Origin of the sequence: Salinigranum halophilum (assembly GCF_007004735.1) — an archaeon.
Lineage (GTDB): Archaea > Halobacteriota > Halobacteria > Halobacteriales > Haloferacaceae > Salinigranum > Salinigranum halophilum.
This window is the reverse complement of sequence record NZ_SSNL01000003.1, coordinates 312,183-337,140: the sequence shown is the minus strand read 5'-3', so window position 1 is coordinate 337,140 and position 24,958 is coordinate 312,183. Positions and strand designations below refer to the sequence as shown.

Sequence of the window (24,958 nt, the reverse complement as noted above, 5' to 3'; positions counted from 1 at the left end):
CGACTGAAATAAGCACCTGTCGAGGATGGCAGTCGGCGGCGGAGGGTCGACCGGAATCCAAGTGTTTTATTCGGTCGATGCAGAACAGACACATCCTTGCCCCCACAGGACGATTCGAACGGTGCGAACGGCGTCGAGACCGTCCGCGAGGCGGTCGAACAGTCGCGGAGCGGTGCGCCGGCCGTGGGCTCCGTGGTCAGAGACCGGTTCACGTCCGACGAGATATTCCAGCGTATCGTCGCGGCGGCGGACGAAGAGATCACCTCCGGCAGCCGCGAGCTGTTCTTCAGCGCCCTCGCGGCCGGCTTCGCCATCACCATCACCTTCCTGCTGTACGCGTCGCTGACCGCGACGACCGGCGGGGACACGATCGTGAGCGCGATGCTGTATCCGCTCGGCTTCATCTACATCATCATCGGCGGCTACCAGCTCTACACCGAGAACACGCTCCCGCCGGTGGCACTGACCCTGGAGCGGCTCGCGAGCATCCCCGCGCTGCTCCGAAACTGGCTGGTCGTCCTCGCGGGGAACTTCACCGGCGGCGGGCTGGGCGCGGCGGCGCTCGCCTACGGCGGCGTCCTCTCACCGGAGGGGTCGGAAGCGGCGCTGAGCCTCGCCCAGAAAGGCATCGAGACGAGTCCGGGGACCCTCTTCGTGAAGGCCGCCTTCGCCGGGCTCATCGTGGCCGGCGTCGTCTGGGTTGGGTACGCCGCCAGAGACACCATGTCGCGCATCGTCGTGGTCTACCTGGCCTTCCTCGCCATCCCTATCGGCGGGCTGTTCCACGTCGTCGTCTCGTTCACCGAGATGCTCTATCTCGTCTTCCAGAACGACCTCTCGCTTCTCGTCGGGCTCAGGGAGTTCGTCCTCCCCGTCCTTCTCGGTAACACCGTCGGTGGGGTCGTACTGGTGACCGTCGTCAACTACTTCCAGACGACGGAGTCACGGCTCGAATCGGCCCGGTTCGAGGGGTCGACCCGGCAGCTGTCGCTCCGTGAGTGGGTGCTCGGCGGGTTCGCCGGCCGCTCGTACGTCCCGCTCGTGGACACCTCGGCAGAGGTCCAGCGGTCGAGCGACTACCGAGTGCTCGTCCCCATCTCGAACCCGCGGACCGAGTCGCCGCTCATCGACCTGGCCTGTCAGATTGCCAGCGCCCGCGAGGACGCCACCGTCCACGTGGTTCACGTCGTTCAGGTCCCCAAACGACGGGCGAGCGCCTACGACAGGACCCAGCGGCGTCGAATCGTCGACGAGTCGAACGAACTCCTCCAGGGCGTCCGCGACCACGTCGGGGACTACGACGTGGGCTGTGAGACGTCGACTGTCGTCTCTCACCGCTCCTTCGACGAACTGTTCGACATCGCCCGGCGGAAGGACGCCGACCTCACGGTCATCGGGTGGGGCGAGAACCAGCCGTGGAGCGCCATCCGAACGGAGCGTCCCCTGACCGAACTGACCAGTCGGCTCCCCTCGGACTTCCTCGTCCTGCGGGAGCGGGCGCTCGACGAGTCACGGGTCCTGCTCCCCGTCGCGCGAAGCCCACACGCCGACCTGAGCGCCGAGGTGGTCGCGAGCCTCCAGCAGACGGTCGGCTCCGCGGTGACACTCCTGCACGTCGTCGACGGTGCCGACGAGCGCGAAGCGGGCGAGACGTTCCTGGCCGAGTGGGCGGCCGAGCGAGGACTCGGCGACGCCGACCTGGTCGTCGACGACTCGGGGGACGTCGAGGCCGCCATCGCCCGCGAGGCGCGAGACCAGAGTCTGCTCGTCATCGGGGCGACGGAACGCGGGCTGTTCACACGGCTCGTCACCGGGTCGCTCCACCTCGGCGTGGTCGAGGAGGTCGACTGTTCGGTCCTCATCGCGGAGCGGTCGACCGGCTACGGTATTCTGCGTCGCCTGTTCGGGTAGCGAGTCCGGCCTGCTGCGGGCGGCAGCGGCCGCCCCGTCACCTCACTCCGTCGCCGGCAACAACAACGCGGGCTCTTCCTGCGAGAACACGACCCGCCGGTCGTCGGCGAGCGGCCGGACGAAGAGGTCGAGCCGTCCGCGTTCCGTGGCGCGGGCGGCCATCTCTCCCGCGTCCGCCGCGCGGTAGTACAGGGGGACGAGGACCGCCAGTTCCGCCGCGGTGGCCTCGATGGCAGTGACGGCGAAGACGATGCTCCCGGCCTGTGCGCGGTAGACCTCGTAGCTGTCGAACGACACCGCTTCGGCCTCCGCCTCGACCGCCTCGAACTCGTCGTCGGGGACGAGGATGTCGAGGCCGACCCGGTCGTCGTCGAGCGCGTCGCCGCCCCGCACGGGCGGCAGCGGCGTGACGTCGCCGGGGTGGAGTTCGACGACAGTCCACCCCGCGTCTCGGTACTCGGTCGCCGTCGCTTCCATGTCGTCGATGACCGCCTCCCAGCGGTCGACGACGCCGGCGAGCGGGTGGTCCTCGCCGCCGCCCACGTCTGTCGGGCCAGGGTCGTCCATGCGTGGCGGTTCGAGCGTCCGCGGCAAAAGGGCGTTCGTTTCTGTCGGTGAGCGAGAGTCAAAAGCTATTTCGGGTGGAGGTCTGGACATGAGAGGTATGTCCCCCGTACTCTCACTGTCCGACCTCAGGACGCAGTTCTCGACGGAGCGGGGCCAGGTCAAAGCGGTCGACGGCGTCTCCCTGGATATCGACGAGGGCGAGACCGTCGGCCTCGTCGGCGAGTCCGGGAGCGGGAAGAGCGTGACCGCCCTGTCCGCGATGGGCCTCGTCGACGACCCCGGTCGCGTCGTCGGGGGTGAGGTGACGCTGCGGTCGTCGTCGCTGGCCGAGACGTTCCGGACGCGGTACACGAACCCCGGCTTCGTCGACGGCGACCGCATCGACCTCACAGCCGCCCCCGAGGAGGCGCTCCGTGCCGTCCGGGGTGGCGAGATGAGCATGATCTTCCAGGACCCGATGACCTCGCTGAACCCGGCGCTCACCGTCGGCGAGCAGGTCGCGGAGTCCCTCCGACTCCACCAGTACGGCGGCCGCAAGAAGGACACCTGGCTCAATGCCGTCCGCGAGATACTCCCCAAACTCGGCTCCGACATCGACCAGGAGGTCGTCGACCGCACCGTCGACGTCCTCTCGGAGGTCGGCATCCCGGAGCCGACGTCGCGGGTCGACGAGTACCCCCACGAGTTCTCCGGTGGGATGCGCCAGCGGGTCCTCATCGCCATCGCGCTCGCGTGCCGCCCGAACATCCTGGTCGCCGACGAGCCGACGACGGCGCTCGACGTCACCATCCAGGCGCAGATCCTCGACCTCATCAACGACCTCCAGGACGAACTGGGGATGTCGGTCCTCTTCATCACCCACGACCTCGGCGTCGTCGCCGAGACGTGCGACAGGGTGGCCGTGATGTACGCCGGCGAAATCGTCGAGGAGGGCCCCGTCGAGGAGATATTCGCCAACCCGTCACACCCGTACACCTACGCCCTTTTGGAGTCCATCCCGACCGAGGACCGCGACCGGCTCACGCCCATCGAGGGGAACGTGCCAGACCTCATCGACATGCCTTCCGGATGTCACTTCGCGCCGCGCTGCCCGTGGGCGACGGCGGAGTGTCGTGAGGGCGACATCCCGTATCTCCAACACGGCGGGGACGACGTCGACCACCGGGCGAAGTGCGTGCTGGACGCGTTCGACGAGAGCGAGTACGGCGCTGGGAGCGACCTCAGCTCCGGGCGGACCCGACAGGTGGGCGAGCCCATGCTCGAGGTCGAAGGGCTGAAGAAGCACTTCTCGCGGGCGGAGGGCCTCCTCGACGAGTGGCTCGGTCTCGACGGCGAGAGCGTCAAGGCGGTCGACGGCGTCGACCTCACCGTCTACGAGGGCGAGACGCTGGGGCTGGTGGGCGAGTCCGGCTGTGGCAAGTCGACGACGGGCCGGACCATCCTCCGACTGCTGGACGCCACCGAGGGCCGAGTGCTGTTCGCGGGCGAGGACCTGACCACGCTCTCGAAAGCGCAGCTCCGCGAGCGACGGCGGGACCTCCAGATGATATTCCAGGACCCGATGTCGTCGCTCGACCCCCGGATGAGCGTCGAACAGATCGTCGCCGAACCGCTCGCCATCCACGACCTTCCGGAGGACGCGCCCGCGGAGGGCTCGCGGCGGAACCAGCGGAAGCGTCGGGTGACCGAACTGCTGGAGGCGGTCGGTCTCGACCCCGACCAGCGCGACCGCTACCCCCACGAGATGTCAGGGGGACAGCGTCAGCGCGTCGGCATCGCCCGTGCGCTCGCGGTCGACCCCGACTTCATCGTCTGTGACGAACCCGTCTCGGCGCTGGACGTGAGCGTGCAGGCACAGATTCTCAACCTCCTCGAGGACCTCCAGGAGGAGTTCGGCCTCACGTTCCTGTTCATCGCCCACGACCTGAGCGTCGTCCGCCACATCTGCGACCGCATCGCCGTGATGTACCTCGGCGAGGTGGTCGAGACGGCACCGACGGACGAACTGTTCGCTGAGCCGCGACACCCGTACACGAAGGCGCTCCTCTCGGCGATTCCCGTCCCGGACCCCACGGCCGAGACGGACCGGGTCATCCTCGAGGGCGACGTCCCCTCGCCCATCGACCCACCCTCCGGCTGTCACTTCCGCACCAGATGCCCACAGGTCATCCCGCCCGAGGATATCGACATCGACCAGGGGGTCTATCGCGACGTCATGACGCTCCGCGAGCGCGTCGCCGACGAGGCCATCGACGTCGACGCCGTGCGGGAAGAGGTCGCAGCGTCGAACGGCGCGGAGGGTCGCGTCGTCGACACCCTCCGCGAGCGGTTCGTGGACGGCGGGCTCACCGGCGCGAACCGCGAGGTCGTCGACAGCGCGCTCGAGGCAGTCGTCACGGGCGACTTCGACACCGCCGAGGACCGGCTCCGCGACCGCTTCGAGAGCGTCTGCGAGCGGGAGTCACCGACGCTGGCGGACGAGAAACACCCCTCGGCCTGCCACCTGTAGCGGGGCGGAAGCGGCGGGAAGCGGCGTGGCGACGACGGCGATGACGACGTCGAGCCGGGGTCGAGCCGGCGGTCCCGTGTCCGGCTCCGTATCAGTCGGGAGTACGCTGTACCCGTAAGCACAAGACTTTACTGTGGACTCCCGGGAGTTGTGTCTATGCCCCGCAATGTAGATCGACGTACTTTCCTCAAGACTGCCGGCAGTGCCGGGCTCGCCGCGACGCTCGCGGGCTGTTCCGGCGGTGGCGACGGTGGCGAGGGCGGCACCGGCGGCGACAGCACCGGAACCGACAGCGGTTCCGGCGGCGACGGCGGCAGCGAGGACACCGAGTCCGGGAGTGGCAGCAGCATGAGCGGGACGCTCGTGTACGCTCGCGGCGACCACCCCGAGAACTACGACCCACAGCAGACCACGAGCGGTGAGGTCGCGAAGGTCACGAACCAGGTGTTCGACCAGCTCGTCGGCTTCACGCCCGGCAGCGGCGGACAGCTCCGTCAGGGGCTGGCGACGGAGTACTCCCTCGAGGAGACGACGGCGACGCTGACGCTCCGAGAGGGCGTGACGTTCCACAACGGTGCCGAGTTCACCGGCGAGGACGTCCGCGCGACCATCCGGCGGTTCACCGACTCCGAATACGAGTACTACCTCGGCGACTCGAACCGGTCGGGCTACGGCCCCTTCACCTTCGGCAACTGGGTCGACAGCGTCAACGTGACGGGCGATTACGAGGTGGAGATCGAACTCACCCAGCAGTACGCCCCCTTCCTGCGGAACCTGGCGATGTTCGCGGCGGCCATCCTCTCACAACAGCAGATCGAGTCACTCGACGACCAGGTCGCGCTCGGGACGAACCCGCAGGGGACCGGCGCGTTCGCCTTCGAGCAACTCGACAACGGGAACCAGCGCGTGCTCCTCTCGGGTAACGGCGACTACTGGGGCGACGGCCCGAACGTCGAGCAGGTCGTGTTCAAGACCATCGGTCAGAACTCCACGCGCGTCCAGGACGTCATCAACGGCAACTCCCACATCACGGACAACCTCGACTCGCAGTCCTCTCAGCAGGTCGACAGCGCCGGTTCGGCGCGGCTCGCGTCGAAGAACGGCATCAACGTCGGCTACATGGCGATGAACCAAGAGCGGAAAGAGGAGTTCCGCAACAGGCAGGTCCGCCAGGCAATCTCCTACGCGATCAACACGGAGGCCATCGTCAACAGCATCTACCAGGGCTTCGCGACGCAGGCCGACCAGCCGCTCCCCCCGGACGTCCTCGGCTACAACGAAGACCTCGACCCGTACCCGACCGACAAGGAGGAGGCACAGAGCCTCCTCGAGGAGGCCGGCTACGGCGACGGCTTCGAGTTCGAACTGGCGACGTTCTCGAACCCCCGCGGTTACAACCCCAGCCCGGTCGAGACGGCGAACCAGGTCAAATCCGACCTCGAGGAGATCGGCCTCAGCGTCAACATCAACCAGTTCTCGACGTTCTCGTCGTACCTCAGCTACACCGACCAGGGCAGACACGACGCGTGTTTCCTCGGCTGGTACACCGACAACGCCGACCCCGACAACTTCCTGTACGTCCTGCTCGACCCGCAGGTCCCCATGGACGCCGTGCCCGAGGGGCAAGACTGGGTCAGCTTCGACACCGAGGGGTACAACGTGCTGAACGTCTCCGCGTGGGCCAACGCCGAGTTCATGTCCCGCGTCCGAGAGGCCCAGCGCAGCTACGACGAGGCCACCCGCGAACAGCTCTACGTCGAGGCGAACCAGATCGCACACGACGAGGCCCCGTGGGTGTTCATCGACTACGCACAGACGCTCCGCGGCGTCAACCAGGCCGTCGTCGAGGACAGCTACGTGGTCAGCTCCGTCGGCGGCCCGTTCCTGAACACGGTCCGACTCCAGTAGACAAGAACGCTTAACAGGGCCCCTTCCACACCACTCGTCGTATGGTCTCCAAACGGTTTCTCATCAAACGCCTGCTGCTCTTGGTGCCGGTGCTGTTCGGCGTGGCGTCTCTCGTGTTCGCCATCTTACAGCTCGCACCGGGCGACCCCGCGCGGGTCATCGTCGGCCAGCGGGCCTCGGCGGAACAGGTGATGCAGGTCCGTGCCGAACTCGGGCTCAACGACCCGCTGTGGATTCAGTACGTCCGGTTCCTCGGCGACGCCGCGACGTTCGACTTCGGCCAGTCGTACAAGATTTCACAGGGGACGCCCGTCCGCGACGTGCTCACAGACCGCCTGCCGGTCACCATCGAACTCGCGATTTACGGGCAGATCGCCGGCGCACTGTTCGGCATCCCGCTGGGTGTGCTCTCCGCCGTGAAGCAGGACTCGCTGACCGACCACCTCACTCGTATCGGCGCACTGACCGGCATCTCGGTCCCCATCTTCTGGTCGGGCCCGCTTCTCATCCTGCTGTTTTCGACCTACCTGGGCATCCTGCCGACGAGCGGTCGCATCGGCTCGACCATCTTCCTCGCCGACTCGTGGACGCTGTTCGGCACCGAACTCCCGCTCACAGGGATGGTCACCATCGACACCATCCTGCTGGGGAACGTCGACGCGTTCGTCTCCGCCGTCAGACACCTCCTGTTGCCGGTGGCGGTCCTCGGCGTCTACTCGATGGCGCTCATCTCGCGGATGATGCGCTCGTCGATGCTGGAGGTGGTCAGACAGGACTACATGCGGACGGCCCGCGCGAAGGGCCAGGGCGCGAAGATTACCGTGATGAAACACGGCTTCCAGAACGCCTTGATCCCGGTCGTGACCGTCATCGGCATCCAGTTCGGCACCCTCCTCGGTGGCGCGGTGCTCACGGAGACCATCTTCGGCATCGGCGGCATCGGGACCATGCTCGTCAGCGCCATCGGGGCCTCCGACTACCCCCTGGTGCAGGGAACGGTCCTCACGTTCGCGCTGTTGTTCACGCTCGTGAACTTCGGCGTCGACCTCACGTACAGCTACCTCGACCCGCGAATCGACCAATAGCATGGCAACCGAAACCTCACAACCCACGGACGACACGCGCGGCTTCCTCGACCGGTTGCTGGCGTCGCCGTTCGTCTCGAACCTGCTGTCGAACCGACTGGCCGTCGTCGGCCTCAGCCTCATCTTCGGGATGCTGCTCGTCGCCGTGGTCGCCCGGGTGACCCTCGACGTGAACGCGCTCGGCACCTCCCAACTCGGCACGGGCATCCCCGACCGCCACCCGCCGGGGTGGGCTGGCCCCGCCGCGTGGAACCAGTACCTCTTCGGGACCGACGTCGCCGCCCGCGACATCTTCCAGCGGACGATGTACGGCGCGTGGCTCGCGATGAAGTTCGGGACCATCACCGTCGGCGCGTCGACGGCGCTCGGGGTCGGCCTCGGCATCATCGCCGCGTACTACGGCGACGTGACGGACAACGTCATCATGCGGACGATGGACATGCTGCTCGCGTTCCCCTCGCTCCTCCTCGCACTGGCGCTCGTGGCCATCTTCGGGGCGGGACTGTGGAAGGCCGTGCTCGCGCTGACACTCGTCTACACGCCCCGGTTCGCCCGCGTCGTCCGGGGGGCCGCGCTCAAGGTCATGGAGGACGAGTACATCGACGCGACGGTCGCACTCGGCGCGAAGGACCCCCGGGTGCTGGTCCGACACGTGCTGCCGAACTGCATCGCGCCCATCACCGTCCAGTCGACGCTGAACTTCGGTCTCGCCATCATCGACCTCGCGGCGCTCTCGTTCCTGGGCTTCGGCGCACAGGCCGGCGCGCCCTCGTGGGGGCTGATGCTCTCGCGCGGGGTGGAGAACGGCCTCCTCACCGGGAAGTGGTGGATGTCGTTCTTCCCGGGGCTGTTCCTCGCCATCACGGTGCTCGGATTCAACCTGCTCGGCGACGGAATGCGCGACGCGCTCGACCCACGGATGCGCGAAGCGGTCGACTGACGGAGCGTCCCGATGGCTTCGTCCCCCTCCGCGTCGTCGGTCGGTGACGACTCACACCGGGAGCCGACGCCATCACTCGGGGCGCGGGTTCGTCTCGTCGGAAGCGCACTGCTCGCCGGTGGGGGCGTCGGCGCTGTCGGCGTCGGGGGCGGCGCGTTCGTCGAGGGCGTCGCCGTCGCCGCGGACACGGGCTTTCTCCTCGGCACCGTCGCGTTCGGCTTCGGCCTCCTCGGCTGGGCCGGGTCCGTGGTCGCCGGCCCCAGCCTCGAAGCGATGCAGGCACACCTCGACGCTGCCAGCGGCTGGACCGAGACCGATTCACGGAGAGCGATGGCGCGAATCGGCGCGTTCGGCGCGGGCGTGATGCTCGCGGCGGTGGTCGTCGGAACGGCGCTCGGATACGCCTGAGCGCGCGGGTCGTCCCTCTTACCGGCGGACGTTCTCGCCCACCGCGGCACCGAACCGGTCGGCACCGTCCTCGCGTTCGTAGACGACGTGCCCCCGGACGAGCGTCAGGTCGGGGAAGACGCCCTGCCACCCCTCGAACGGCGTCCACCCACACTTCGAGTGGAGGTCGTCGCCGCGTATCTCACGCGGACGGTCGGGGTCGACGAGGACGAGGTCGGCGTCGGCTCCCGCCTCGACCCTCCCCTTTCGGGGGAGGTCGAACACCTCAGCAGGGGTCGTCGCGGTGAGGTCGCGGACGCGTTCGTACGAGAGCTCGCCCCGCCGGGCCGCCTCGAGGAGCAGCGGGAGCATCGTCTCGACGCCCGGGACACCGCTGGGTGCGTCCCACAGGCCCTGTTCTTTCTCCGCGACGGTGTGCGGCGCGTGGTCGGTCGCGACCATGTCGACCGTCCCGTCGACGACGCGCTCGAAGACGGCCCGCCTGCGCTCTTCGCTCCGGAGGGGCGGGTTCATCCGGCCGTAGGTCCCGAGCTCGTCGAGGTCGTCGCGAGAGAGCAGGAGGTGGTGCGGCGACACCTCACAGGTGGCACCGGCCGCGGCGGCGGCGTCGATGCCTTCGGGCGTCGAGGTGTGGGCGATGTGGACCTGCGCCCGAGAGTCGGCGGCCACCTCGACGGCGCGTTCGACCGCCGCCGCCTCCGCGTCGGCGGTCCGAAAGGCGCTCCAGCGGTCGGCGTCGGCGTCGCGACCAGTCCCGCCAGCGTTCCCCTGGCGGGCCGACTCGTCGAACAGCGTGGCGTCCTCGGCGTGGACCGTGACCGGAACGTCGGCCGCGGCGGCACGGCCGACCGCGTCGGCGAACAGGCCGGCGTCGATACCCATGTCGCCCGTCGAGTCGGCGAGGAACACCTCGCCGAGGGCGAAGAGCGGGCAGGCGAAGAGCGAGTCGGGGTCCCACTCCTCGGTGACGCCGCCGTTGATGCCGTAGTCGACGAGCGAGTCGCAGGCGAGGGCCGCTTTCTCCTCGAACGCCTCGCCCGTCGTCGTCGGCGGGTTCGTGTTCGGCTGGTCGACGGCGGTCGTGACGCCGCCGGCGGCCGCGCTCTTCGACCCGGTCACCCACGTCTCCTTGTGTGGGTCGCCGGGCTGTCGGAAGTGCACGTGGACGTCGATGGCCCCGGGGAGGAGCAGGCGGCCGTCGGCGTCGACGACGGGTTCGTCGGTGTCGGTGTCGGTGTCGGTGTCGGCGTCGGTGTCGGTGTCGGCGTCGGTGTCGGCGTCGGCGTGAAGCGATTCCGCGGCGGCGACTGCGGCGATGCGTTCGCCGTCGACACGAACGTCGCGTCGCCGGCCGTCAGCGAGTCGGGCGTCCCGGATGAGCATGAGAACTGGTCGCCTGCGTGCGCTCGTAAACCCCGTGGTCTCGGCCGCTCACGCCTCGTCGGCGCGGACGAGGTCGGCGACCGCCGCCACCCGAACGTCGGGGTCGTCTTCGTCGCCGAGGAAGGCGCGTTCGAGCGCGCGACACACCGAATCGGGGTCGGTCGGCCCGCCCGCGTCCGCGAGCGTGCCGACGGAGTCGGGGGCGAACGGGACGTCGAGCGCCGCGTACACCGGAGTGAGCACGTCGACGAGGTCCTCGCGACCGTCGACGAGGACACACCCCGCGACGAGCGCCGCCCCCGACTGGACACGCTGGGCGATGCCGGCGATTTTCCCGCCCGCGGCGAGGCGAACCGAGTGGTCGCCCGGACAGAACGCGTTCTCGGGTTCACCGCGGGCCGCGTCGACCCCGAGGTCGTGGAGGGCGACGAGGACACCGTCGACCCCCGCTTCGTACCGTTCGGTGAGCCCTCGGCGGGCGTCTTCGAGCGGGAGCGCGTGGGCGAAGGCGGCCGTCGACCCGGTGTAGGCGACGGCGCGGCCGCCGACGCTGCGTTCGAGGACGGCGTAGCCCCGCTCGCGGGCGGCCCGACACGCTCGGTCGTAGCCGGTCGCGTGCGTGTCGCGTCGTCCGAACGCGACCTGTCGGTGCGGGGTCCACGCGCGGAACGCCTCTTCGCCGGTCGCACCCGCACGGGCCAGCATCGTCGCTGTCGCGGCACGGTCTTCCGAAGGCGTGTCGGCGCGGCCACGGACGAGTCGCATGAACGCGAGGAGGGAGCGGAGCTACCTAACGGTGTCTGCCGCGCTTCGGAGCGGGAGGCCGACGCACTCATACGAGTCTCCTCCCTGGTGGGGGTATGGAAGCCGAGCCGAGGGCGGACGAGAGCCGCGACGTGACCCTCCCGACCGAATCGCTCGCCCCGTTCCGCCGGCTCTCGCTGTACAACTCGCCGTACCCCGCCCACGACGCGGGGTGTGCCATCGACCTCTACCCCGACTCGAACGACGGCATCTCGCCGGTGAGCGGGACCGTCCGGGAGACGAAGACGGTGCGAACGCCGCAGAAACCCTACGCCGTCGAGCACGACCACCTCGTCCTCGTCGACTGCGACCCGGCGTGGTGCGAGGCGGCGGGCCTCGGTGAGCAGGTGGTCGCACGCGTCCTCCACGTCGACCCGGGCGTCGACCCGGGCGACAGGGTCGAAGTCGGCGACTCACTGGGAGAGATGGTCCGGTCGGGCTTCTTCGCCCCGTGGGTCGACAACCACGTCCACCTCGGGTTCCGGACGACGGGCCAGAACCTCCACCGCGCCTCGGGGTCGCTGCCCGTGTCGCTCCCCGTCGTACCGAGGCCACTGGCCTGGGACGGCCGGGGAACCGTGCGGGAGACCGGCGAGACGTACGTCGTCGTCGACGCGCCCACGCATCCGGGGCAGGGGTGGTGTGGAATCGGCGCGGAGGGCGACGGGGAACACGCGGGCGTCCTCGACGGGGGCCTCCCGCACTACGACGGCGGCGGCGTCCTCGGTGCGTCACCGGAGACCGAAGGACCGGTCTCGTTGCTCGGGACGGTCGTCGGCGACCGCACCGGGCGGACCGTCGCCTGGCGCGACGTCGAACTCGAGGTCAGTGGCGAGCGGGCCCACGGCCTGTCGCTGTTTCTCGCCAGTGCGGGACCGGCCGGGGCGAAGGTCGTCTGCCCAGGCCACGCGTTCGAACGCGGCGAGCGGGTTCGGGTACAGGTCCACGTTCGCTGAGGCGGCACCGATGGCTACAAGCCGTGTGACGGCGGAGAACCGCCCGTGACGACGGACGCGTTTCCGCCGGCGGTCACCGGCCTGTTCGAGGAGTACATCGAGGACCGCCACGGCTACCTCTCGTGGCTCGGGACGCGGGTCGATGCGGTCGAGTACGGCCGCGTGGTGATGTCGATTCCGTTCGACGAGAAACTGACCAACGACGTGCCCACGGACGCAGAACGGGAGGCGGTGACGGAGGCCCCACAGGTCCACGGGGGCGTCGCGGCGACACTCATCGACACCGCCGGGGCCATCGCCCAGCGCACCCTGTTCGACGACCCACTGGCGGGGAACCTGGCGACGGTGAACCTCAACGTGAACTACCTCCGGCCGGCCTCGGGCGACCTGACGGCGACCGCGGAGGTGGTCCGCGCGGGCGGGAGCATCGGCGTCTCGACGGTGACTGTCGAGGGGCCCACACCCGACGGTGACGACAGCCACCCGGTCGCGACGGGACAGGTGGCGTACCGCCTCTTCCGAGCGTCGGCGGGCGGCGAGGGTGAAGCAGACGGCGGCGTCGGTGGCGACTGACCGGCGGCTCACCCGAAGACGACTTCGTCGAGCGTCGTCGTCTCGCCGAACAGCCAGTCGGCGTGCTCGACCGCGTACGCCTTGTGCTCGGCCTCGAGGTAGCCGAGCGCGTCGGTCACGAGGACCGGTTTGAAATCACGGAGACCGGCGCTGCCCGCGGTGTGGAGGACGCAGACGTTCGCGAGGGTGCCGCAGACGAGCAGGTCGTCGACGCCGCGCGCGCGGAGCCACCCCTCCAGTTGGGTCTGGTAGAACGCGTCGTAGGTGTGTTTCTCGACGACGAGGTCCTCCTCGCCGACGTCGAGGTCGTCGACGAGTTCGGCGTCCCACGTCCCCTCGACGACGTGTTCGCCCCAGCGGTCGAACTCGTCGTAGTAGTGGGCGTCGTCGAACTGCTCGGGCGGGTGGACGTCACGGGTGTAGACGACGCGGGCACCTGCCTCCCGGGCGCGGGCGACGAGGTCGGTCACCGGTTCGACGGCGTCACCACTCGGCGGCGCGTAGAGGCTCCCGTCGGGATGACAGAAGCCGTGTTGCATGTCGACCACGACGACGGCCGTTCGTGATGGGTCGAACGTCTCGGGCATGGGCGAGTGTAGGACCGTCGGTGATAAAGGCCCGGCGGCGGACTGACGGCGGCGGGTCGCGCGACGACGGCTGGCGACCCTGACAAGGTTCTTCAGCGTCCGCCTCTTGATTCGGGTATGAGACGGTTGCAGTTCTCGTCGCTTCTCGTCGTCACACTCGTGGTTCTCGCGGGGTGTGCGGCACCCTTCGCCGAGGGACCGCCGCCGGTCGGCGAGTCGGCGGGAGACGGACAGACGGACGGTGGCGACGCGGGCGCGTCCGACCTCGCCGACCCGGCGTCCGACCGACTCGGCTGGGAAGCCGGCTACTGGTACAACGAATCGATCGACGTCGACCAGTCCGACGGGCTCTCCGACGAGGAGCTAGACGCGTTCGTCGCGCGGTCGATGGCGCGCGTCGAGTACATCCGCGGGCTGGAGTTCGAGTCGGAGGTGCCCGTCGAGGTCATCGCCCGCTCGGAGTACCGCAACGGGTCGCGTGAGGTCGGAACGCCCGCGGACAGCGAGTTCGCGGCGTGGAACAACCAGGTGTGGGAGGCGCTGTTCATCACGGGTGAGGACACGAACGTCCAGCAGGCGCTCACCGACACCCAGGGGAGTTCCGTCGTCGGCTTCTACGCGCCCGGCGACGACGAGATAAAGATCATCACCGAGAACCCCGACGAGCCGGTCCTCCGCAACTCGACGCTCGTCCACGAACTCGTCCACGCCATCCAGGACCAGCAGTTCGACCTCACGGACGAGCGGTTCCGCGGCGAGACACAGGACGGCGACCTCGCCATCGACGGGCTCGTCGAGGGCGACGCGAACTACGTCGAGAGCGAGTACGCCCGCCGGTGTGCGAGCGGCGAGTGGGAGTGCGTCTCGACGCCCTCACAGCGCGGTGGCTCGGACGGTCCGTCGCCGAATCTCGGTATCCTCCTCACGGTGTTCCAGCCGTACTCGGACGGTCCGGTGTACGTCGCCTCGCTCGTCGAGGAGGGCGGCTGGGACGCCGTCAACGACGCGTTCGAGTCGCCCCCGACGTCGACGGAGCAGGTCATCCACGTCACCGACGAGGAGCCGGTCCCCATCGACTTCCGCGACCGGTCGACCGGTGAGTGGGAACGGTACCTATCACAGGGCGTCGAGGGCTCCGACACCGTCGGCGAAGCCTCCATCTTCGCGATGTTCTGGACGCAAGCACGGGCGGGTGCCGACACCATCAACCCACAGGACCTGTTCGAGACCGAGAGTTCCTACGACACGTACAACTACGCCGCAGCGCCCTCGACGGGATGGGCCAACGACCGCGTCTTCCCCTACCACAAGGGGTCGGGCTCCACCGCCGAGTACGGGTACGTCTGGGTGACCGAGTGGGACAGCGAGGAAGACGCCCGGGAGTTCCTCGAGGCGTACCGCGCCATCCTCCGGGCACAGGGTGGCAGCCAGCAGGCGACGAACGTCTGGGTCATCGACGAAGGGCCGTACGCCGACGCCTTCCGCGTGACGCGACAGGGGACCCGCGTCGTAATCGTCAACGCGCCGACGGTCGACGACCTCGACGACGTGCGCTCGCGGGGCTGAACGCCCGGCCCACGCCGGACGGAGCCGTCGCCCGGTCCTCACGTCTCCACTGGAGCACTCACCGCTTCGAACCGTCGCGAGAGGGCTCGCCACGTAGCAGTCGCGACGCCCCCACGGGTGAGCAGTCGGCGCGCGGGAGCGAACGAACAACACGAGTGAGCGACTCGCGCGAGGGGCGAGTGAGTGAGCGACGTGAACGAGCGAGTCGGCTGGGGAGGGTGAGGGGCGGTCTCACCGCGCCCGTGTCCCGTGCGGTCGGCCTGCTGAGAGGCGACCGGTCCTCGTCCGGTCCCCACGGGACGGTCCGGACGAACGAGTGAACTTTTCACGTCACCCTCGCAATCGGGCCGTATGACCGACTTCGACATCGTCTCGCCCGACGCCATCGCCGACGGGCGGGCGACCGACGCCTACTTCGAGCGGACCGAGGAGACGCTCGAAGCCGCCGGACGGAACCCCAACGTCGTCGCGGAGGTGACGGCGGACCAGTTCTCGGGCGAGGGGTTCGAACTCCTCGCGGGCGTGAAGGACGCGGCGCACCTCCTCACCGGACTGCCGGTCGACGTCGACACCGTCCCCGAGGGCCGACTGTTCGACGGCGGCCCCGTGATGCGTCTCTCGGGGAACTACCTCGACTTCGCCCGGTACGAGACCGCTCTTCTGGGGTTTCTGAGCCACGCCAGCGGCGTCGCCACCGCCGCGCTCGACGTGCGGACCGCCGCACCCGAGTCGCTCGTGCTCTCGTTCGGGGCGCGACACGTCCACCCCTCCATCGCCGCGATGGTCGAACGGTCGGCCCTCGTCGCCGGCCTCGACGGGTTCTCGCACGTCGCCGCCGGTGACGTCCTGGGCAGGGAGGCGTCGGGGACGATGCCACACGCGCTCGTGATTTGTTTCGGCCCTGGCGAGCAGGAGGCCGCGTGGCGGGCGTTCGACGAGACCGTCGACGACTCGGTCCCCAGAGTCGCGCTGTGTGACACCTACAGCGACGAGGTCGACGAGGTGCGCCGCGCCGTCGAGGCGATGGACCGCCTCGACAGCGTCCGTCTCGACACCACCTCCTCGCGGCGCGGGGACTTCCGACACATCCTCCGCGAGGTCCGGTGGGCGCTCGACGGCGACGGCCGCGAAGACGTCGACATATTCGCCAGCGGGGGCCTCGGGCCCGCCGACCTGCGCGAACTCCGTGACGTCGCCGACGGCTTCGGCGTCGGCGGGTACGTCTCGAACGCGAACCCGGTCGACTTCGCGCTCGACATCGTCGAAGTCGAGGGCGTCGCGGGCGCGAAGCGCGGGAAGCTCGGAGGGGTGAAGGAGGTGTACCGAACGGGTGACGGTCGACACGAGGTCCGCCGACGAGACGACCCCGCTCCCGAAGACGGCGACGCCCTGCTCGAACCGCTCATCCGGGACGGCGAACTCGTCGACGGCATCGACCTGAGCCTCGACGCGGCGGCGGCACGGGCCGAGGCCGACGCTGCCCTGTGTGGGTACGGCGAGGAGTGAAGCATACAACATAACTCCCGTCAAAGACCACTCAATGGAGATACGACCCTTCACGGCGAGTGATGCCGACGCCGTCTTCGAGGTGCATCGACGTGCCTTCGGCGGGCGGACCGAGGAGGCACACATCGTACAGCGACTACACGACGCTACCAAGGCCGTGGTCTCGCTCGTGGCAGTCGCGAACGGCCGAATCGTGGGCCACGTCCTGTTCTCTCCAACGACCGTCGAGGAGTCCGGAGCGCCCGTTGAACTGGTCGGGCTCGCACCGGTCGGTGTCCTCCCGGAAGACCAGAACGAGGGAGTCGGCTCGTTGCTGATTCAGCACGGTCTCGAAGCGTGTCGCGAGGCCGGTGTCGACGCGGTGGTCGTGTTGGGCGACCCCGGGTACTACGCTCGCTTCGGCTTCGAACGGGCGAGCGAGTACGGGCTCGGTAACGAGTACGGTGTTGACGAAGCGTTCATGGTCAAACCGTTGCACGACGGCGCGGTAGACGGCGTCGAAGGGGTCGTCAGGTATCAGCCCGAGTTCGAACAGACCGAACGGTAGCTCGGGGTCCCAGTGTGCCGGGTCTGCGCACGTGGTGAAGGAGAACGACCAGCAGTCGGGCCGATTCGCAGTGTGCAGCACACTGTCTGTAGACGGTCTCGTACGAAAACGCGGCCGACGCTCGTCTTCGAAACTGGCCGGTTCCAGGACGTAGAGCCGGCTTCACCGTCTCTCAGCACGGGGGAGAAGGTCGCGGGTTACAGCTCTTCGACGCTGCCGCCGTCGTTGCGCTCGCGGAACACCTGTCCCTCGAACAGGGTGACCATCGCGTCGTCGGTCTGCCAGGCGAACGGTGAGAGCTTGGCCTTGCGGCAGACGCGGGTGAGGTACTCCTCTTTCGACCAGTCGTTCTCGACGGGAATCGTGGGGTAGAGCCAGCCGTGCTTGCCGCCGCTGTCGACGGCGACACCGTGGCGGCCCAGCTCGAGGTCGGCGAGTGGGTCGTTGGTGAGAAGGTGGTTACAGACGATACAGACCGAGATGTTCAGATGGGGCAGTTCCTGGGATTCGATTTCGGAGCCACAGGAATCGCCCGACGCGGCCTGGATAGCCGCGTCGACGATGGCGTGGCCCAGTTGGTCTTTTCCTCGATACGCCCCCGCACAGCCGCGCAGGCGCCCCCGTCCACGTGTGGACTGGAGTCGAACGAACGCACCGGTGCGGGCGTAAAAGGCGTCACGCATACTCCCCGGTTGCTCTCGTTGGCCGTGCAGAACGTACGATTCGACGGATTCTCGGGCCAGTTCGACCGCACGCGCCCCATCCTCGTATGTAAGGCGAACGGTCTGCGCCTCCGACATACACCTTACGATGGTGCCTGACGACTTGAACCCTTCCTTTCACACAAGAAGAATCGTGAGGGTTTATTTCACCCTCGTGAGGGCATAGCACGCGTCGTACTCGGTCGGTCACCGTGGTCGGCGGCGGCGCTGTGGACACCGAACCCCTTAACCACGGCCACGGAGTACGATACGGTGGCAGAGAGAGCCCGGTTCCCGTGGCCGCACCGCCGGCCATGAGGAAAGTCCCCCCACCGTCCGGACAGGTGACCGGGCGCAAGCCCGGAGTCGGAGACGGCTGGCTCTGGAACAGAAACGAGACCCCTCGGTCCGACCGATGAGGTGCGCGAACCCGACCGCGAGGAAGGGGAGTTAACCCACCGAGGGCCGCGAGGGACTTCGTCCCTCGTCTGCGAGCGGGCATCGCCCGCGAGCCGCGGGCCGAGAACGGATGGAACGGCGAATCCTCACCGGTGCAAGTCCGCGCCGTCAGGTAGTCCGGACGAGCACGTCCTCGACGTGCCCTCGGACCCCGTCCGAGGAGGACGCGGACGCTCAGCTGAATGCCGGGACGAACAGAAGGGGGCTTACTCCTCTCAGCCGCTCACACCGCAGAGCGCCAGCGCTCTCGAAGTTCGAACGTGAGACCGGCGGGAGAAGGGATTTGTGTACCGACGTCCCACAGGCCACCTAGATGTCCCGGCACGCGACCCACGCACGCTCGCTCGCACTCGTCCTCGTCGTCGTCCTCGCGGGCTGTCTGGGTGGGGTCGCCCCCGACACGCTCGCGCAGGACGGCGAGCGTCCGGCGGCCGGGTCCGGATCCGAGCCCGCAGCGACGGCGGCAACGGCGAGTAGCGACGCGGCCGACTCGGACGAGGAGAGCGCCGGAACCGCCCCGGCGACGGAGAGTCCCTGGGGGACAGCGCCTGTCGTCGTCGCCATCGAGGGGTCGCCGGACCGCGACGTCGCCCCGCTCGTCCGCCGCGCCGCGGCGTTCTGGGAGGCGAACGCGACGCAGTACGCCGGCTACCCCATCGACTACGAGGTCCGCCCGAACGCGGCCGAGCCAGACCTCGTCGTGCGGTTCGTCGACGAGGTCACCGGCTGTAAGCGGTCGGACCACACCGCCGGCTGTGCGCCGTACATCACGAGCGCGGCCCAGGTCGACCGCCCGGTCACCGTCGAGGTCAAGCGGGGACTCTCCGACGAGTCGACGGTCCAGGTGGTCTCGCACGAACTCGGCCACACACTCGGGCTGGGACACGACGACGAGCCCCAGGCAGTGATGCGAACCGGAGTGACGCTCACCACGCTCCCGCAGCCGAACGCGACCGAACGGGGGTTCCCGTGGGCCGACAGCGACTTCACGGTCTACGTCGACGTCGACGAGGCACCGGACCCCACAGCGGCACGAACGCAGGTTCGCGCCGCGCTCGACTACTACGAACGCGGTGCACCCGGGATGCCCGACAACCTCACCTTCAGCGTCGTCGACGACTCCGACGCCGACCTCGTCGTTCGCTACGCCTCGGCGTCGCCGTGTACCGCGGGGTCCGGCTCCTGCGGGTCGAGCCGCGGACCCGACCCCGACGGCGACGGTGCCAGCGAGCGCTACGCGCAGTTCACGGTTACCGTGGTGGCTATCGACACCGACGCCGTCGGGTGGCACACTGGCTACTGGCTCGCCATCGCGTTCGGCGCGGAGGCGGACGCCGATAAGCCGCCCGTGTTCCGAAACGCCTCCTACCAGGAACGCCGGAGCGAGTGGTGGGCGTGAGCGTGGCGCTTAATTAACTGCTCGCCCGTAGCCGACGTATGGGTCGGGACCGGTCGCTGGACGAGTTCGTCTCGGTGAGCAACGGCGCAGACGAGACCGCGGGCAGCGGACGTGACGACGCCGAATCGAGTCAGCCGACGGCGGTCGACCCGGACGCGTCGGCCGCTGTCGAGGACGTGACCGCGGCCACGGACGGACGGGAGGCCGACGAGGCCGCGGGCAGCGGAGACGAGACCGACCGCGACGACGAGCGCCTCCCACGGGCGACGTACCGGTGGTCGCCCGACGGTGACGACTGTCCCGTCTGCGGGACGCACGCGAACGCGCAGTGGTTCGACGGCGACCAGTTCGTCTGCGCCGACTGCAAGGAGTGGTGAAGGGGGCTCGCCCGAGTCTGGTGAGGGGTGCTCACCCGAGTCGGGTGTTCCCGCGCTCGAAGCCGCGGACCAGTGTCTCCTCGTCGAGCGCGAGAATCGTCGGTCGGCCGTGCGGGCAGGCGTAGGGCTGTTCGCAGGAGCCCAGCCGGTCCAGTAGTCGTTCTCCCACCTCGGTGGAGAGCGTCTCCCCCGCTTTGAGCGACGGGTGACACGCGAGGTCCTTCAGCAACTCGTCGCGGACGTCCGCCGGCGTCTCTCCGTCGCCGTCGAGCGCGGCGAGCACCGTCCGCAACGACTCGGGGGCTGCGGTCCGGCCGAGCGGGGCGGGGACACGAGAGACGCGGACGGCCCTCCCGCCGAACGTCGACGCCTCGTAGCCCAGCGCCCGGAGGTCGTCGGCGAGTGCGTCGACGAGTGACGCCTCCGCAGCCGACACCGAGAGCGTGACAGGGGGCGTCACCTCGGCGGAGGGGACGTCACCGACGGCGGCGCGAAGCCGTTCGTAGTTGATGCGTTCGTGAGCGGCGTGCTGGTCGACGACGAGGAGTTCGTCGCCGGCCGCACAGAGCAGGTACAACTCGCGGAACTGGCCGATGACCGTGACGTCGCCGAGCCGTGACTCGCCGTCGAGCGGTTGCAGACTCGTCTCGAGGTCCATCGCCACCTCGCCACTCCGACGGAGGTCCGCCGTCGACAGCGCCTCGCTCACCGCCTGTTCGACGTACTCGTCGACGGCGTCGTCGCGGAAGGAGACCTCGGCCTTCGCGGGGTGGACGTTGTGGTCTACCGCCGCCGGCGGGAGCGTCACCCGGACGACGGCGATGGGCGCACGGTCACCCGCGAGGAGCGAGCCGTAGCCCGCGACGACGGCCCGCCTGAGTGATTCGTCCGCGAGCGGACGCCCGTTGACCGCGACGTGGACGTGGTCGCGGGTGGCGCGCGTGACCGACGGGTAACAGAGGACGCCGTCGACGCGCGCCTCGTCGCCGTCGCCGTCGTCGCCGACGAAGGAGAACGTCGTCGACTGCCCGGCGACGGTCCTGTCGTACACGCCCAGGAGGGCGTCAGTGTCGCCCGACCCGGGTGTCGAGAACGTCTCGCGGCCGTCGTGCGAGAGCGACACGCGAGTGTCCGCGTGACAGAGCGCGTAGCGCGAGAGGAGCTTCGAGACGCGGGCGAACTCCGCCTTCGCCGAGGAGAGATGCTTCCGGCGTGCCGGGCGATTCGAGAAGAGGTCGCGCACCTCGACGGTCGTCCCCCGGGCACGGCCCGCGGCTTCCGTCTCGACACGCCCCGCGGACACGTGGACGCGTGTCCCGCGCGGTCCGCCGTCGTTCGTCGTCACAGTGAGGTCGGCGACCTGGGCGATGCTCGGGAGCGCCTCGCCGCGGAACCCGAGCGTCGAGACTCGCTCGACGTCGTCGGGGCCGGAGAGCTTCGACGTGGTGTGACGCTCGACCGCGAGGGCGGCGTCCTCGCGGCGCATCCCGTGGCCGTCGTCTCGGACACGAATCAGGTCGGTGCCGTCGCCGCCGACGGCCACCTGGATACGGGACGCGCCGGCGTCGAGGCTGTTCTCGACGAGTTCTCTCACGACGTCGACGGGTCGCGTGACGACCTCGCCGGCGGCGATTCGTCGCTTCGTCTCGGGGTCAAGTCTCCTGATCTGCGTCATCGAGTCTCCGCTGGAGTTCGTGGAGGAGGCTGAGGGCGTCCATCGGCGTCGTGCGGGCGACGTCGAGGCGTTCGATGTCCGCGAGGACCCCACCGACGACGTGGTTCGGGTCGCCGTGAGAGTCCCGCGACGGGTCGGGCAGTGGCGCTGACTTCGCGCGGCCACCGCTGGTTTGGCGGGGCTTCGAGAAGGCCTTTTCGGCCGAGTCGGCGTCGGTGGACGTCCGCACGTGCTCGCCGTTCGTCGCGGCGTGACGCGAGGGGTCGGCCGTGTCGGGGTCGCGTTCGGCCGCCTCGTGGCGGTCGGCCGCCTCGACCAGGGCGCGCGCCCGCTCGACGACCCGGTCGGGCACGCCGGCGAGTCGAGCCACCTCCACGCCGTACGACGACGACGAGGGGCCCTCGGCGACGCGGTGGAGGAACGTCACGCCGTCGGCGTCGCGGTCGGCCGTGAAGTGCAGCGTAAACACGCCGTCGTACTCGGCTTCGAGGCCGGTCAGTTCGTGGTAGTGGGTGGCAAAGAGCGTCGACGCACCGACCTCGTCGTGGATGAACTCCGTCGTCGCCCGGGCGATGGCGAGGCCGTCGGTCGTCGCCGTCCCCCGTCCCACCTCGTCGAGGAGGACGAGCGACCGGTCGGTGGCGGCGTGGAGGATGTCGGTCAGTTCGGCCATCTCGCGCATGAACGTCGACTGTCCGCCCGCGATGTCGTCGGAAGCGCCGACGCGGGTGAACACCCGGTCGACGACGCGCAGGGATGCGCGCGAGGCGGGGACGAAACTCCCTGCCTGGGCCATGACGCACGTGAGTGCGACCTGTCGCATGTACGTCGACTTGCCCGACATGTTCGGCCCGGTGATGAGCGCGACGTCTCCCTGCGAGAAGTCGATCCCGTTCGGGACGAACTCGGTCGTCCGTTCGACGACGGGGTGACGTCCCGCCTCGATTTCGATGGCCTCGGCCCCGAAGGTCGGGCGGACGTAGTCGCGGTCGACCGCGATGGTCGCGAACGCGACGAGGACGTCCAGTTCCGCCAACACGTCCGCGAGCGCCTGGAGCCGTTCGCCCTCGTCGGCGACCGAAGCGCGTACCTCACAGAAGACCTCGTACTCGAGCGCGTCAGCCCGCTCGGACGCCGAGAGGATCTCGTCCTCGCGGCGTTTGAGTTCGGGGGTGTAGAACCGCTCGGAGTTCTTCAGCGTCTGACGGCGGGTGTAGTCCTCGGGGACCCGCTCGAGGTTCGGGTTCGTCACCTCGATGTAGTAGCCGTGGACCTGGGTGTACCCCACCTCCAGCGAGTCGATGCCGGTCCGCTCGCGCTCGGTCGCTTCGAGTTGCGAGACCCACGCACGCCCCTCGCGCTCGGTCGCCCGGATGTCGTCGAGTTCGGCGTCGAACCCCTCTCGGACGACACCGCCGTCGGTCACTTCCTGGGGCGGGTCGGGCACGATGGCCTCCTCGACGAGCGAGCGGACGTCACCGCAGTCGTCGAGTCGGTCGGTCAGGTCGGCGAGCCGCGCCGAGTCGTGGTCGAGCGCGGCGAGCGCCTCGCGCAGGTCGGGCACGACAGCCAGTGTCGTCGCCAACGAGCGGAGGTCCCGGGCGTTCGCCCGCCCCCGAGAGACCCGACCGACGAGCCGTTCGAGGTCGTACACCTCCCGCAACCGGTCGTGGAGCGTCTCGCGGACGACGCCCTCCCTGGAAAGTGCCTCGACCGCGTCGAGTCGCGCCTCCGCCTCGTGCCGGTCGACCGTCGGCCGGCGGAGCCACGCCTCGAGGCGGCGGCGACCGAGCGCACACGCCGTCTCGTCGAGCGTCCCCATCAGGGTGTGGCCCGACCGCGAGCGCGACTCGAACAGTTCGAGACTCGCGAGCGCCGTCGCGTCCAGCCGCATCGACTCCCGGGCGTCGAACCGGGTGACTCGGGAGACGTAGTCGAGATGGTCGCCGCCCTGGGTGTACTCGGCGTACGCGAGGACCGCACCCGTCGCACGGACCTCGGCGTCGTTGGCGAGGACCACGTCCGGGCGGGCGTAGCGCCGCAGGTGTGCCCTGGCCGTGTCGTGCTCGAAGACGGAGGGGTCGTACGAGGTGTGCATCGCCTCGGGGACGAGGTCCGCCCCGACGTCGTCGAGTTCGGGACCGGTGAGCAGTTCCGCCGGGGAGCGCCGTTCGAGTTCCTCCGAGACCGTCTCGCGGCTCCCGCTCGTGACGAGGCATTCGCCGGTGGAGACGTCGACGAGTGCGAGGCCGTACGTCGCTTCCGTCCCCGCCGCCTCCCGCACGAGCGCCGCGAGATAGTTCGCCGTGCTCCCCTCCAGATACGCGTCGTCGACGAGCGTACCCGGCGTGACGAGTTGGGTGACGGCGCGGTCGACCAGCCCCGACGCCTCCTCGGCGGGCTGGACCTGGTCGGCGAGCGCGACGCGATAGCCGGCGTCGAGCAGCCGTTCGACGTACGACGCCGCGTTGTCGATGGGGACGCCGGCCATCGGATAGCGGCCGGTGGAGTCCTCCCGCTTCGTGAGCGTCACCTCACAGACGCGCGCGACGGTCTCCGCCGCGGCACAGAACGCCTCGTAGAAGTCGCCCACCTGAAAGAGGACGAGCGCGTCGTCGTGGGCCTCACAGAGGTCGGTGTACTGGGCCATCATCGGCGTCAGGTCCTCGCGCACGTCGAGCATCTCGTGCGGTGCGCCGAGTGCGGGGTCCGGCGCGTCGTCGCCCGCAGCCGACCCGTGTGCTCCGGCCCGCTCGGCGTCGCTCGTGTCTGCGTCGGGGTCGGTGTCCCCGCTGCCGTTCATGTGGGGATAGCCGGCGATGGAGCGGTAAAAAGCGTCGGGTCTGCGCGCGGTCGAAGACGGCTGGCTGGTCACCGATAGGCCCCCATCACGGTCGGCCGCGCCGTCCGCTGGTGTGGCACCTGAACACACCCAGCAAAGTTACGTGACTCGGGCAACTAGACACGGTAACCGTGAGGACGAACAGGCACTTGTTCCCCAGCCCGCTGTCTCGGTCTCCGTATGTGGCTCCTCGGTCGGGCACCCGTGCTCGCGCCGCCGCCAGTTCGGGCGCGGCAGAGCGACCCCGGAGGCACC

Annotated in this window: 20 protein-coding genes and 1 other RNA gene; 14 read left to right on the top strand and 7 right to left on the bottom strand. The window is 69.3% G+C overall.

The window, feature by feature from the left end:
- Nucleotides 1-96 precede the first annotated feature (96 nt).
- Entirely contained in the window at nucleotides 97-1,911 is a 1,815-nt protein-coding gene (locus E6N53_RS06265; protein WP_142857782.1) for a formate/nitrite transporter family protein, read from the top strand.
- 42 nt (nucleotides 1,912-1,953) lie between these two features.
- On the opposite strand, the gene E6N53_RS06260 is transcribed toward E6N53_RS06265, so the two are convergent.
- Complete coding sequence (locus E6N53_RS06260; RefSeq protein WP_142857780.1) at nucleotides 1,954-2,478, bottom strand: DUF7529 family protein; 525 nt, start codon at nucleotides 2,476-2,478, stop codon at nucleotides 1,954-1,956.
- A 97-nt stretch (nucleotides 2,479-2,575) separates the two neighbouring features.
- Here E6N53_RS06260 and E6N53_RS06255 point away from each other — a divergent pair, with 97 nt between their 5' ends.
- The 5 genes from E6N53_RS06255 (at nucleotide 2,576) to E6N53_RS06235 (ending at nucleotide 9,328) form a co-directional block, all read left to right on the top strand.
- A complete protein-coding gene (locus E6N53_RS06255; protein WP_142857778.1) occupies nucleotides 2,576-4,987 on the top strand; it encodes an ABC transporter ATP-binding protein in 2,412 nt (803 codons plus the stop codon).
- Nucleotides 4,988-5,143: 156 nt separating this feature from the next.
- Nucleotides 5,144-6,895, top strand: coding sequence for an ABC transporter substrate-binding protein (locus E6N53_RS06250; protein WP_201741087.1), 1,752 nt, complete (start codon nucleotides 5,144-5,146; stop codon nucleotides 6,893-6,895).
- 41 nt (nucleotides 6,896-6,936) lie between these two features.
- Nucleotides 6,937-7,980 (top strand): ABC transporter permease, encoded by a 1,044-nt coding sequence (locus E6N53_RS06245; RefSeq protein WP_136589645.1) that lies wholly within the window; start codon nucleotides 6,937-6,939, stop codon nucleotides 7,978-7,980.
- A gap of 1 nt (nucleotide 7,981) precedes the next feature.
- The gene (locus E6N53_RS06240) at nucleotides 7,982-8,920 is read left to right on the top strand and encodes an ABC transporter permease (protein WP_136589646.1); all 939 of its coding nucleotides are present in this window, start codon (nucleotides 7,982-7,984) and stop codon (nucleotides 8,918-8,920) included.
- A 12-nt stretch (nucleotides 8,921-8,932) separates the two neighbouring features.
- The gene (locus E6N53_RS06235) at nucleotides 8,933-9,328 is read left to right on the top strand and encodes a DUF7268 family protein (RefSeq protein WP_236642312.1); all 396 of its coding nucleotides are present in this window, start codon (nucleotides 8,933-8,935) and stop codon (nucleotides 9,326-9,328) included.
- 18 nt (nucleotides 9,329-9,346) lie between these two features.
- On the opposite strand, the gene E6N53_RS06230 is transcribed toward E6N53_RS06235, so the two are convergent.
- Both E6N53_RS06230 and E6N53_RS06225 read right to left on the bottom strand, forming a co-directional pair.
- Complete coding sequence (locus tag E6N53_RS06230; RefSeq protein ID WP_142857774.1) at nucleotides 9,347-10,711, bottom strand: dihydroorotase; 1,365 nt, start codon at nucleotides 10,709-10,711, stop codon at nucleotides 9,347-9,349.
- Between the two features lie 48 nt (nucleotides 10,712-10,759).
- Complete coding sequence (locus E6N53_RS06225; protein ID WP_142857772.1) at nucleotides 10,760-11,476, bottom strand: lipoate--protein ligase family protein; 717 nt, start codon at nucleotides 11,474-11,476, stop codon at nucleotides 10,760-10,762.
- A 95-nt stretch (nucleotides 11,477-11,571) separates the two neighbouring features.
- Between E6N53_RS06225 and E6N53_RS06220 the strand changes: the two genes are divergently transcribed.
- The gene (locus tag E6N53_RS06220; RefSeq protein WP_142857770.1) at nucleotides 11,572-12,471 is read left to right on the top strand and encodes a DUF8155 domain-containing protein; all 900 of its coding nucleotides are present in this window, start codon (nucleotides 11,572-11,574) and stop codon (nucleotides 12,469-12,471) included.
- Nucleotides 12,472-12,516: 45 nt separating this feature from the next.
- Complete coding sequence (locus E6N53_RS06215) at nucleotides 12,517-13,044, top strand: PaaI family thioesterase (protein WP_142857768.1); 528 nt, start codon at nucleotides 12,517-12,519, stop codon at nucleotides 13,042-13,044.
- Between the two features lie 8 nt (nucleotides 13,045-13,052).
- Here the strand turns inward: E6N53_RS06215 and E6N53_RS06210 are convergent, their stop codons facing one another.
- Nucleotides 13,053-13,631 (bottom strand): cysteine hydrolase family protein, encoded by a 579-nt coding sequence (locus E6N53_RS06210; protein WP_142857766.1) that lies wholly within the window; start codon nucleotides 13,629-13,631, stop codon nucleotides 13,053-13,055.
- Between the two features lie 117 nt (nucleotides 13,632-13,748).
- Between E6N53_RS06210 and E6N53_RS06205 the strand changes: the two genes are divergently transcribed.
- The 3 genes from E6N53_RS06205 to E6N53_RS06195 all read left to right on the top strand — a co-directional run bounded on the left by E6N53_RS06205 (nucleotide 13,749) and on the right by E6N53_RS06195 (nucleotide 17,250).
- The gene (locus tag E6N53_RS06205) at nucleotides 13,749-15,197 is read left to right on the top strand and encodes an Hvo_1808 family surface protein (RefSeq protein ID WP_142857764.1); all 1,449 of its coding nucleotides are present in this window, start codon (nucleotides 13,749-13,751) and stop codon (nucleotides 15,195-15,197) included.
- A gap of 351 nt (nucleotides 15,198-15,548) precedes the next feature.
- On the top strand, nucleotides 15,549-16,703 hold the full coding sequence (locus E6N53_RS06200) for a nicotinate phosphoribosyltransferase (RefSeq protein ID WP_142857762.1): 1,155 nt from the start codon (nucleotides 15,549-15,551) through the stop codon (nucleotides 16,701-16,703).
- A gap of 34 nt (nucleotides 16,704-16,737) precedes the next feature.
- Nucleotides 16,738-17,250 (top strand): GNAT family N-acetyltransferase, encoded by a 513-nt coding sequence (locus E6N53_RS06195; RefSeq protein ID WP_142857759.1) that lies wholly within the window; start codon nucleotides 16,738-16,740, stop codon nucleotides 17,248-17,250.
- Nucleotides 17,251-17,447: 197 nt separating this feature from the next.
- Here E6N53_RS06195 and E6N53_RS06190 read toward each other — a convergent pair whose 3' ends face one another.
- Nucleotides 17,448-18,050: a TIGR00296 family protein gene (locus E6N53_RS06190; protein WP_136589655.1), complete on the bottom strand. Its 603-nt coding sequence runs from the start codon at nucleotides 18,048-18,050 to the stop codon at nucleotides 17,448-17,450.
- Between the two features lie 176 nt (nucleotides 18,051-18,226).
- Between E6N53_RS06190 and rnpB the strand changes: the two genes are divergently transcribed.
- The 3 genes from rnpB to E6N53_RS06175 all read left to right on the top strand — a co-directional run bounded on the left by rnpB (nucleotide 18,227) and on the right by E6N53_RS06175 (nucleotide 20,186).
- Nucleotides 18,227-18,631, top strand: an RNA gene (rnpB, locus tag E6N53_RS06185) — RNase P RNA component.
- A gap of 92 nt (nucleotides 18,632-18,723) precedes the next feature.
- Nucleotides 18,724-19,809, top strand: a complete 1,086-nt coding sequence (locus E6N53_RS06180; RefSeq protein WP_142857757.1) for a matrixin family metalloprotease — start codon at nucleotides 18,724-18,726, stop codon at nucleotides 19,807-19,809.
- A 38-nt stretch (nucleotides 19,810-19,847) separates the two neighbouring features.
- Nucleotides 19,848-20,186, top strand: a complete 339-nt coding sequence (locus tag E6N53_RS06175; protein ID WP_142857755.1) for a DUF7573 domain-containing protein — start codon at nucleotides 19,848-19,850, stop codon at nucleotides 20,184-20,186.
- Between the two features lie 31 nt (nucleotides 20,187-20,217).
- Here E6N53_RS06175 and mutL read toward each other — a convergent pair whose 3' ends face one another.
- Nucleotides 20,218-21,861, bottom strand: a complete 1,644-nt coding sequence (gene mutL / locus E6N53_RS06170; RefSeq protein WP_142857753.1) for a DNA mismatch repair endonuclease MutL — start codon at nucleotides 21,859-21,861, stop codon at nucleotides 20,218-20,220.
- Nucleotides 21,839-24,544 (bottom strand): DNA mismatch repair protein MutS, encoded by a 2,706-nt coding sequence (gene mutS, locus E6N53_RS06165; RefSeq protein WP_236642325.1) that lies wholly within the window; start codon nucleotides 24,542-24,544, stop codon nucleotides 21,839-21,841. The genes mutL and mutS overlap by 23 nt, the downstream gene beginning before the upstream one ends.
- Nucleotides 24,545-24,958 lie beyond the last annotated feature (414 nt).

Coding starts and splice junctions, on each gene's coding strand:
- E6N53_RS06260 (WP_142857780.1), bottom strand. CDS start 2,478: ATGGACGACCCTGGCCCGACAGACGTGGGCGGCGGCGAGGACCACCCG.
- E6N53_RS06255 (WP_142857778.1), top strand. CDS start 2,576: ATGTCCCCCGTACTCTCACTGTCCGACCTCAGGACGCAGTTCTCGACG.
- E6N53_RS06250 (WP_201741087.1), top strand. CDS start 5,144: ATGCCCCGCAATGTAGATCGACGTACTTTCCTCAAGACTGCCGGCAGT.
- E6N53_RS06245 (WP_136589645.1), top strand. CDS start 6,937: ATGGTCTCCAAACGGTTTCTCATCAAACGCCTGCTGCTCTTGGTGCCG.
- E6N53_RS06240 (WP_136589646.1), top strand. CDS start 7,982: ATGGCAACCGAAACCTCACAACCCACGGACGACACGCGCGGCTTCCTC.
- E6N53_RS06235 (WP_236642312.1), top strand. CDS start 8,933: ATGGCTTCGTCCCCCTCCGCGTCGTCGGTCGGTGACGACTCACACCGG.
- E6N53_RS06230 (WP_142857774.1), bottom strand. CDS start 10,711: ATGCTCATCCGGGACGCCCGACTCGCTGACGGCCGGCGACGCGACGTT.
- E6N53_RS06225 (WP_142857772.1), bottom strand. CDS start 11,476: ATGCGACTCGTCCGTGGCCGCGCCGACACGCCTTCGGAAGACCGTGCC.
- E6N53_RS06220 (WP_142857770.1), top strand. CDS start 11,572: ATGGAAGCCGAGCCGAGGGCGGACGAGAGCCGCGACGTGACCCTCCCG.
- E6N53_RS06210 (WP_142857766.1), bottom strand. CDS start 13,631: ATGCCCGAGACGTTCGACCCATCACGAACGGCCGTCGTCGTGGTCGAC.
- E6N53_RS06205 (WP_142857764.1), top strand. CDS start 13,749: ATGAGACGGTTGCAGTTCTCGTCGCTTCTCGTCGTCACACTCGTGGTT.
- E6N53_RS06200 (WP_142857762.1), top strand. CDS start 15,549: ATGACCGACTTCGACATCGTCTCGCCCGACGCCATCGCCGACGGGCGG.
- E6N53_RS06195 (WP_142857759.1), top strand. CDS start 16,738: ATGGAGATACGACCCTTCACGGCGAGTGATGCCGACGCCGTCTTCGAG.
- E6N53_RS06190 (WP_136589655.1), bottom strand. CDS start 18,050: ATGTCGGAGGCGCAGACCGTTCGCCTTACATACGAGGATGGGGCGCGT.
- E6N53_RS06180 (WP_142857757.1), top strand. CDS start 18,724: ATGTCCCGGCACGCGACCCACGCACGCTCGCTCGCACTCGTCCTCGTC.
- E6N53_RS06175 (WP_142857755.1), top strand. CDS start 19,848: ATGGGTCGGGACCGGTCGCTGGACGAGTTCGTCTCGGTGAGCAACGGC.
- mutL (WP_142857753.1), bottom strand. CDS start 21,861: ATGACGCAGATCAGGAGACTTGACCCCGAGACGAAGCGACGAATCGCC.
- mutS (WP_236642325.1), bottom strand. CDS start 24,544: ATGCTCGACGTGCGCGAGGACCTGACGCCGATGATGGCCCAGTACACC.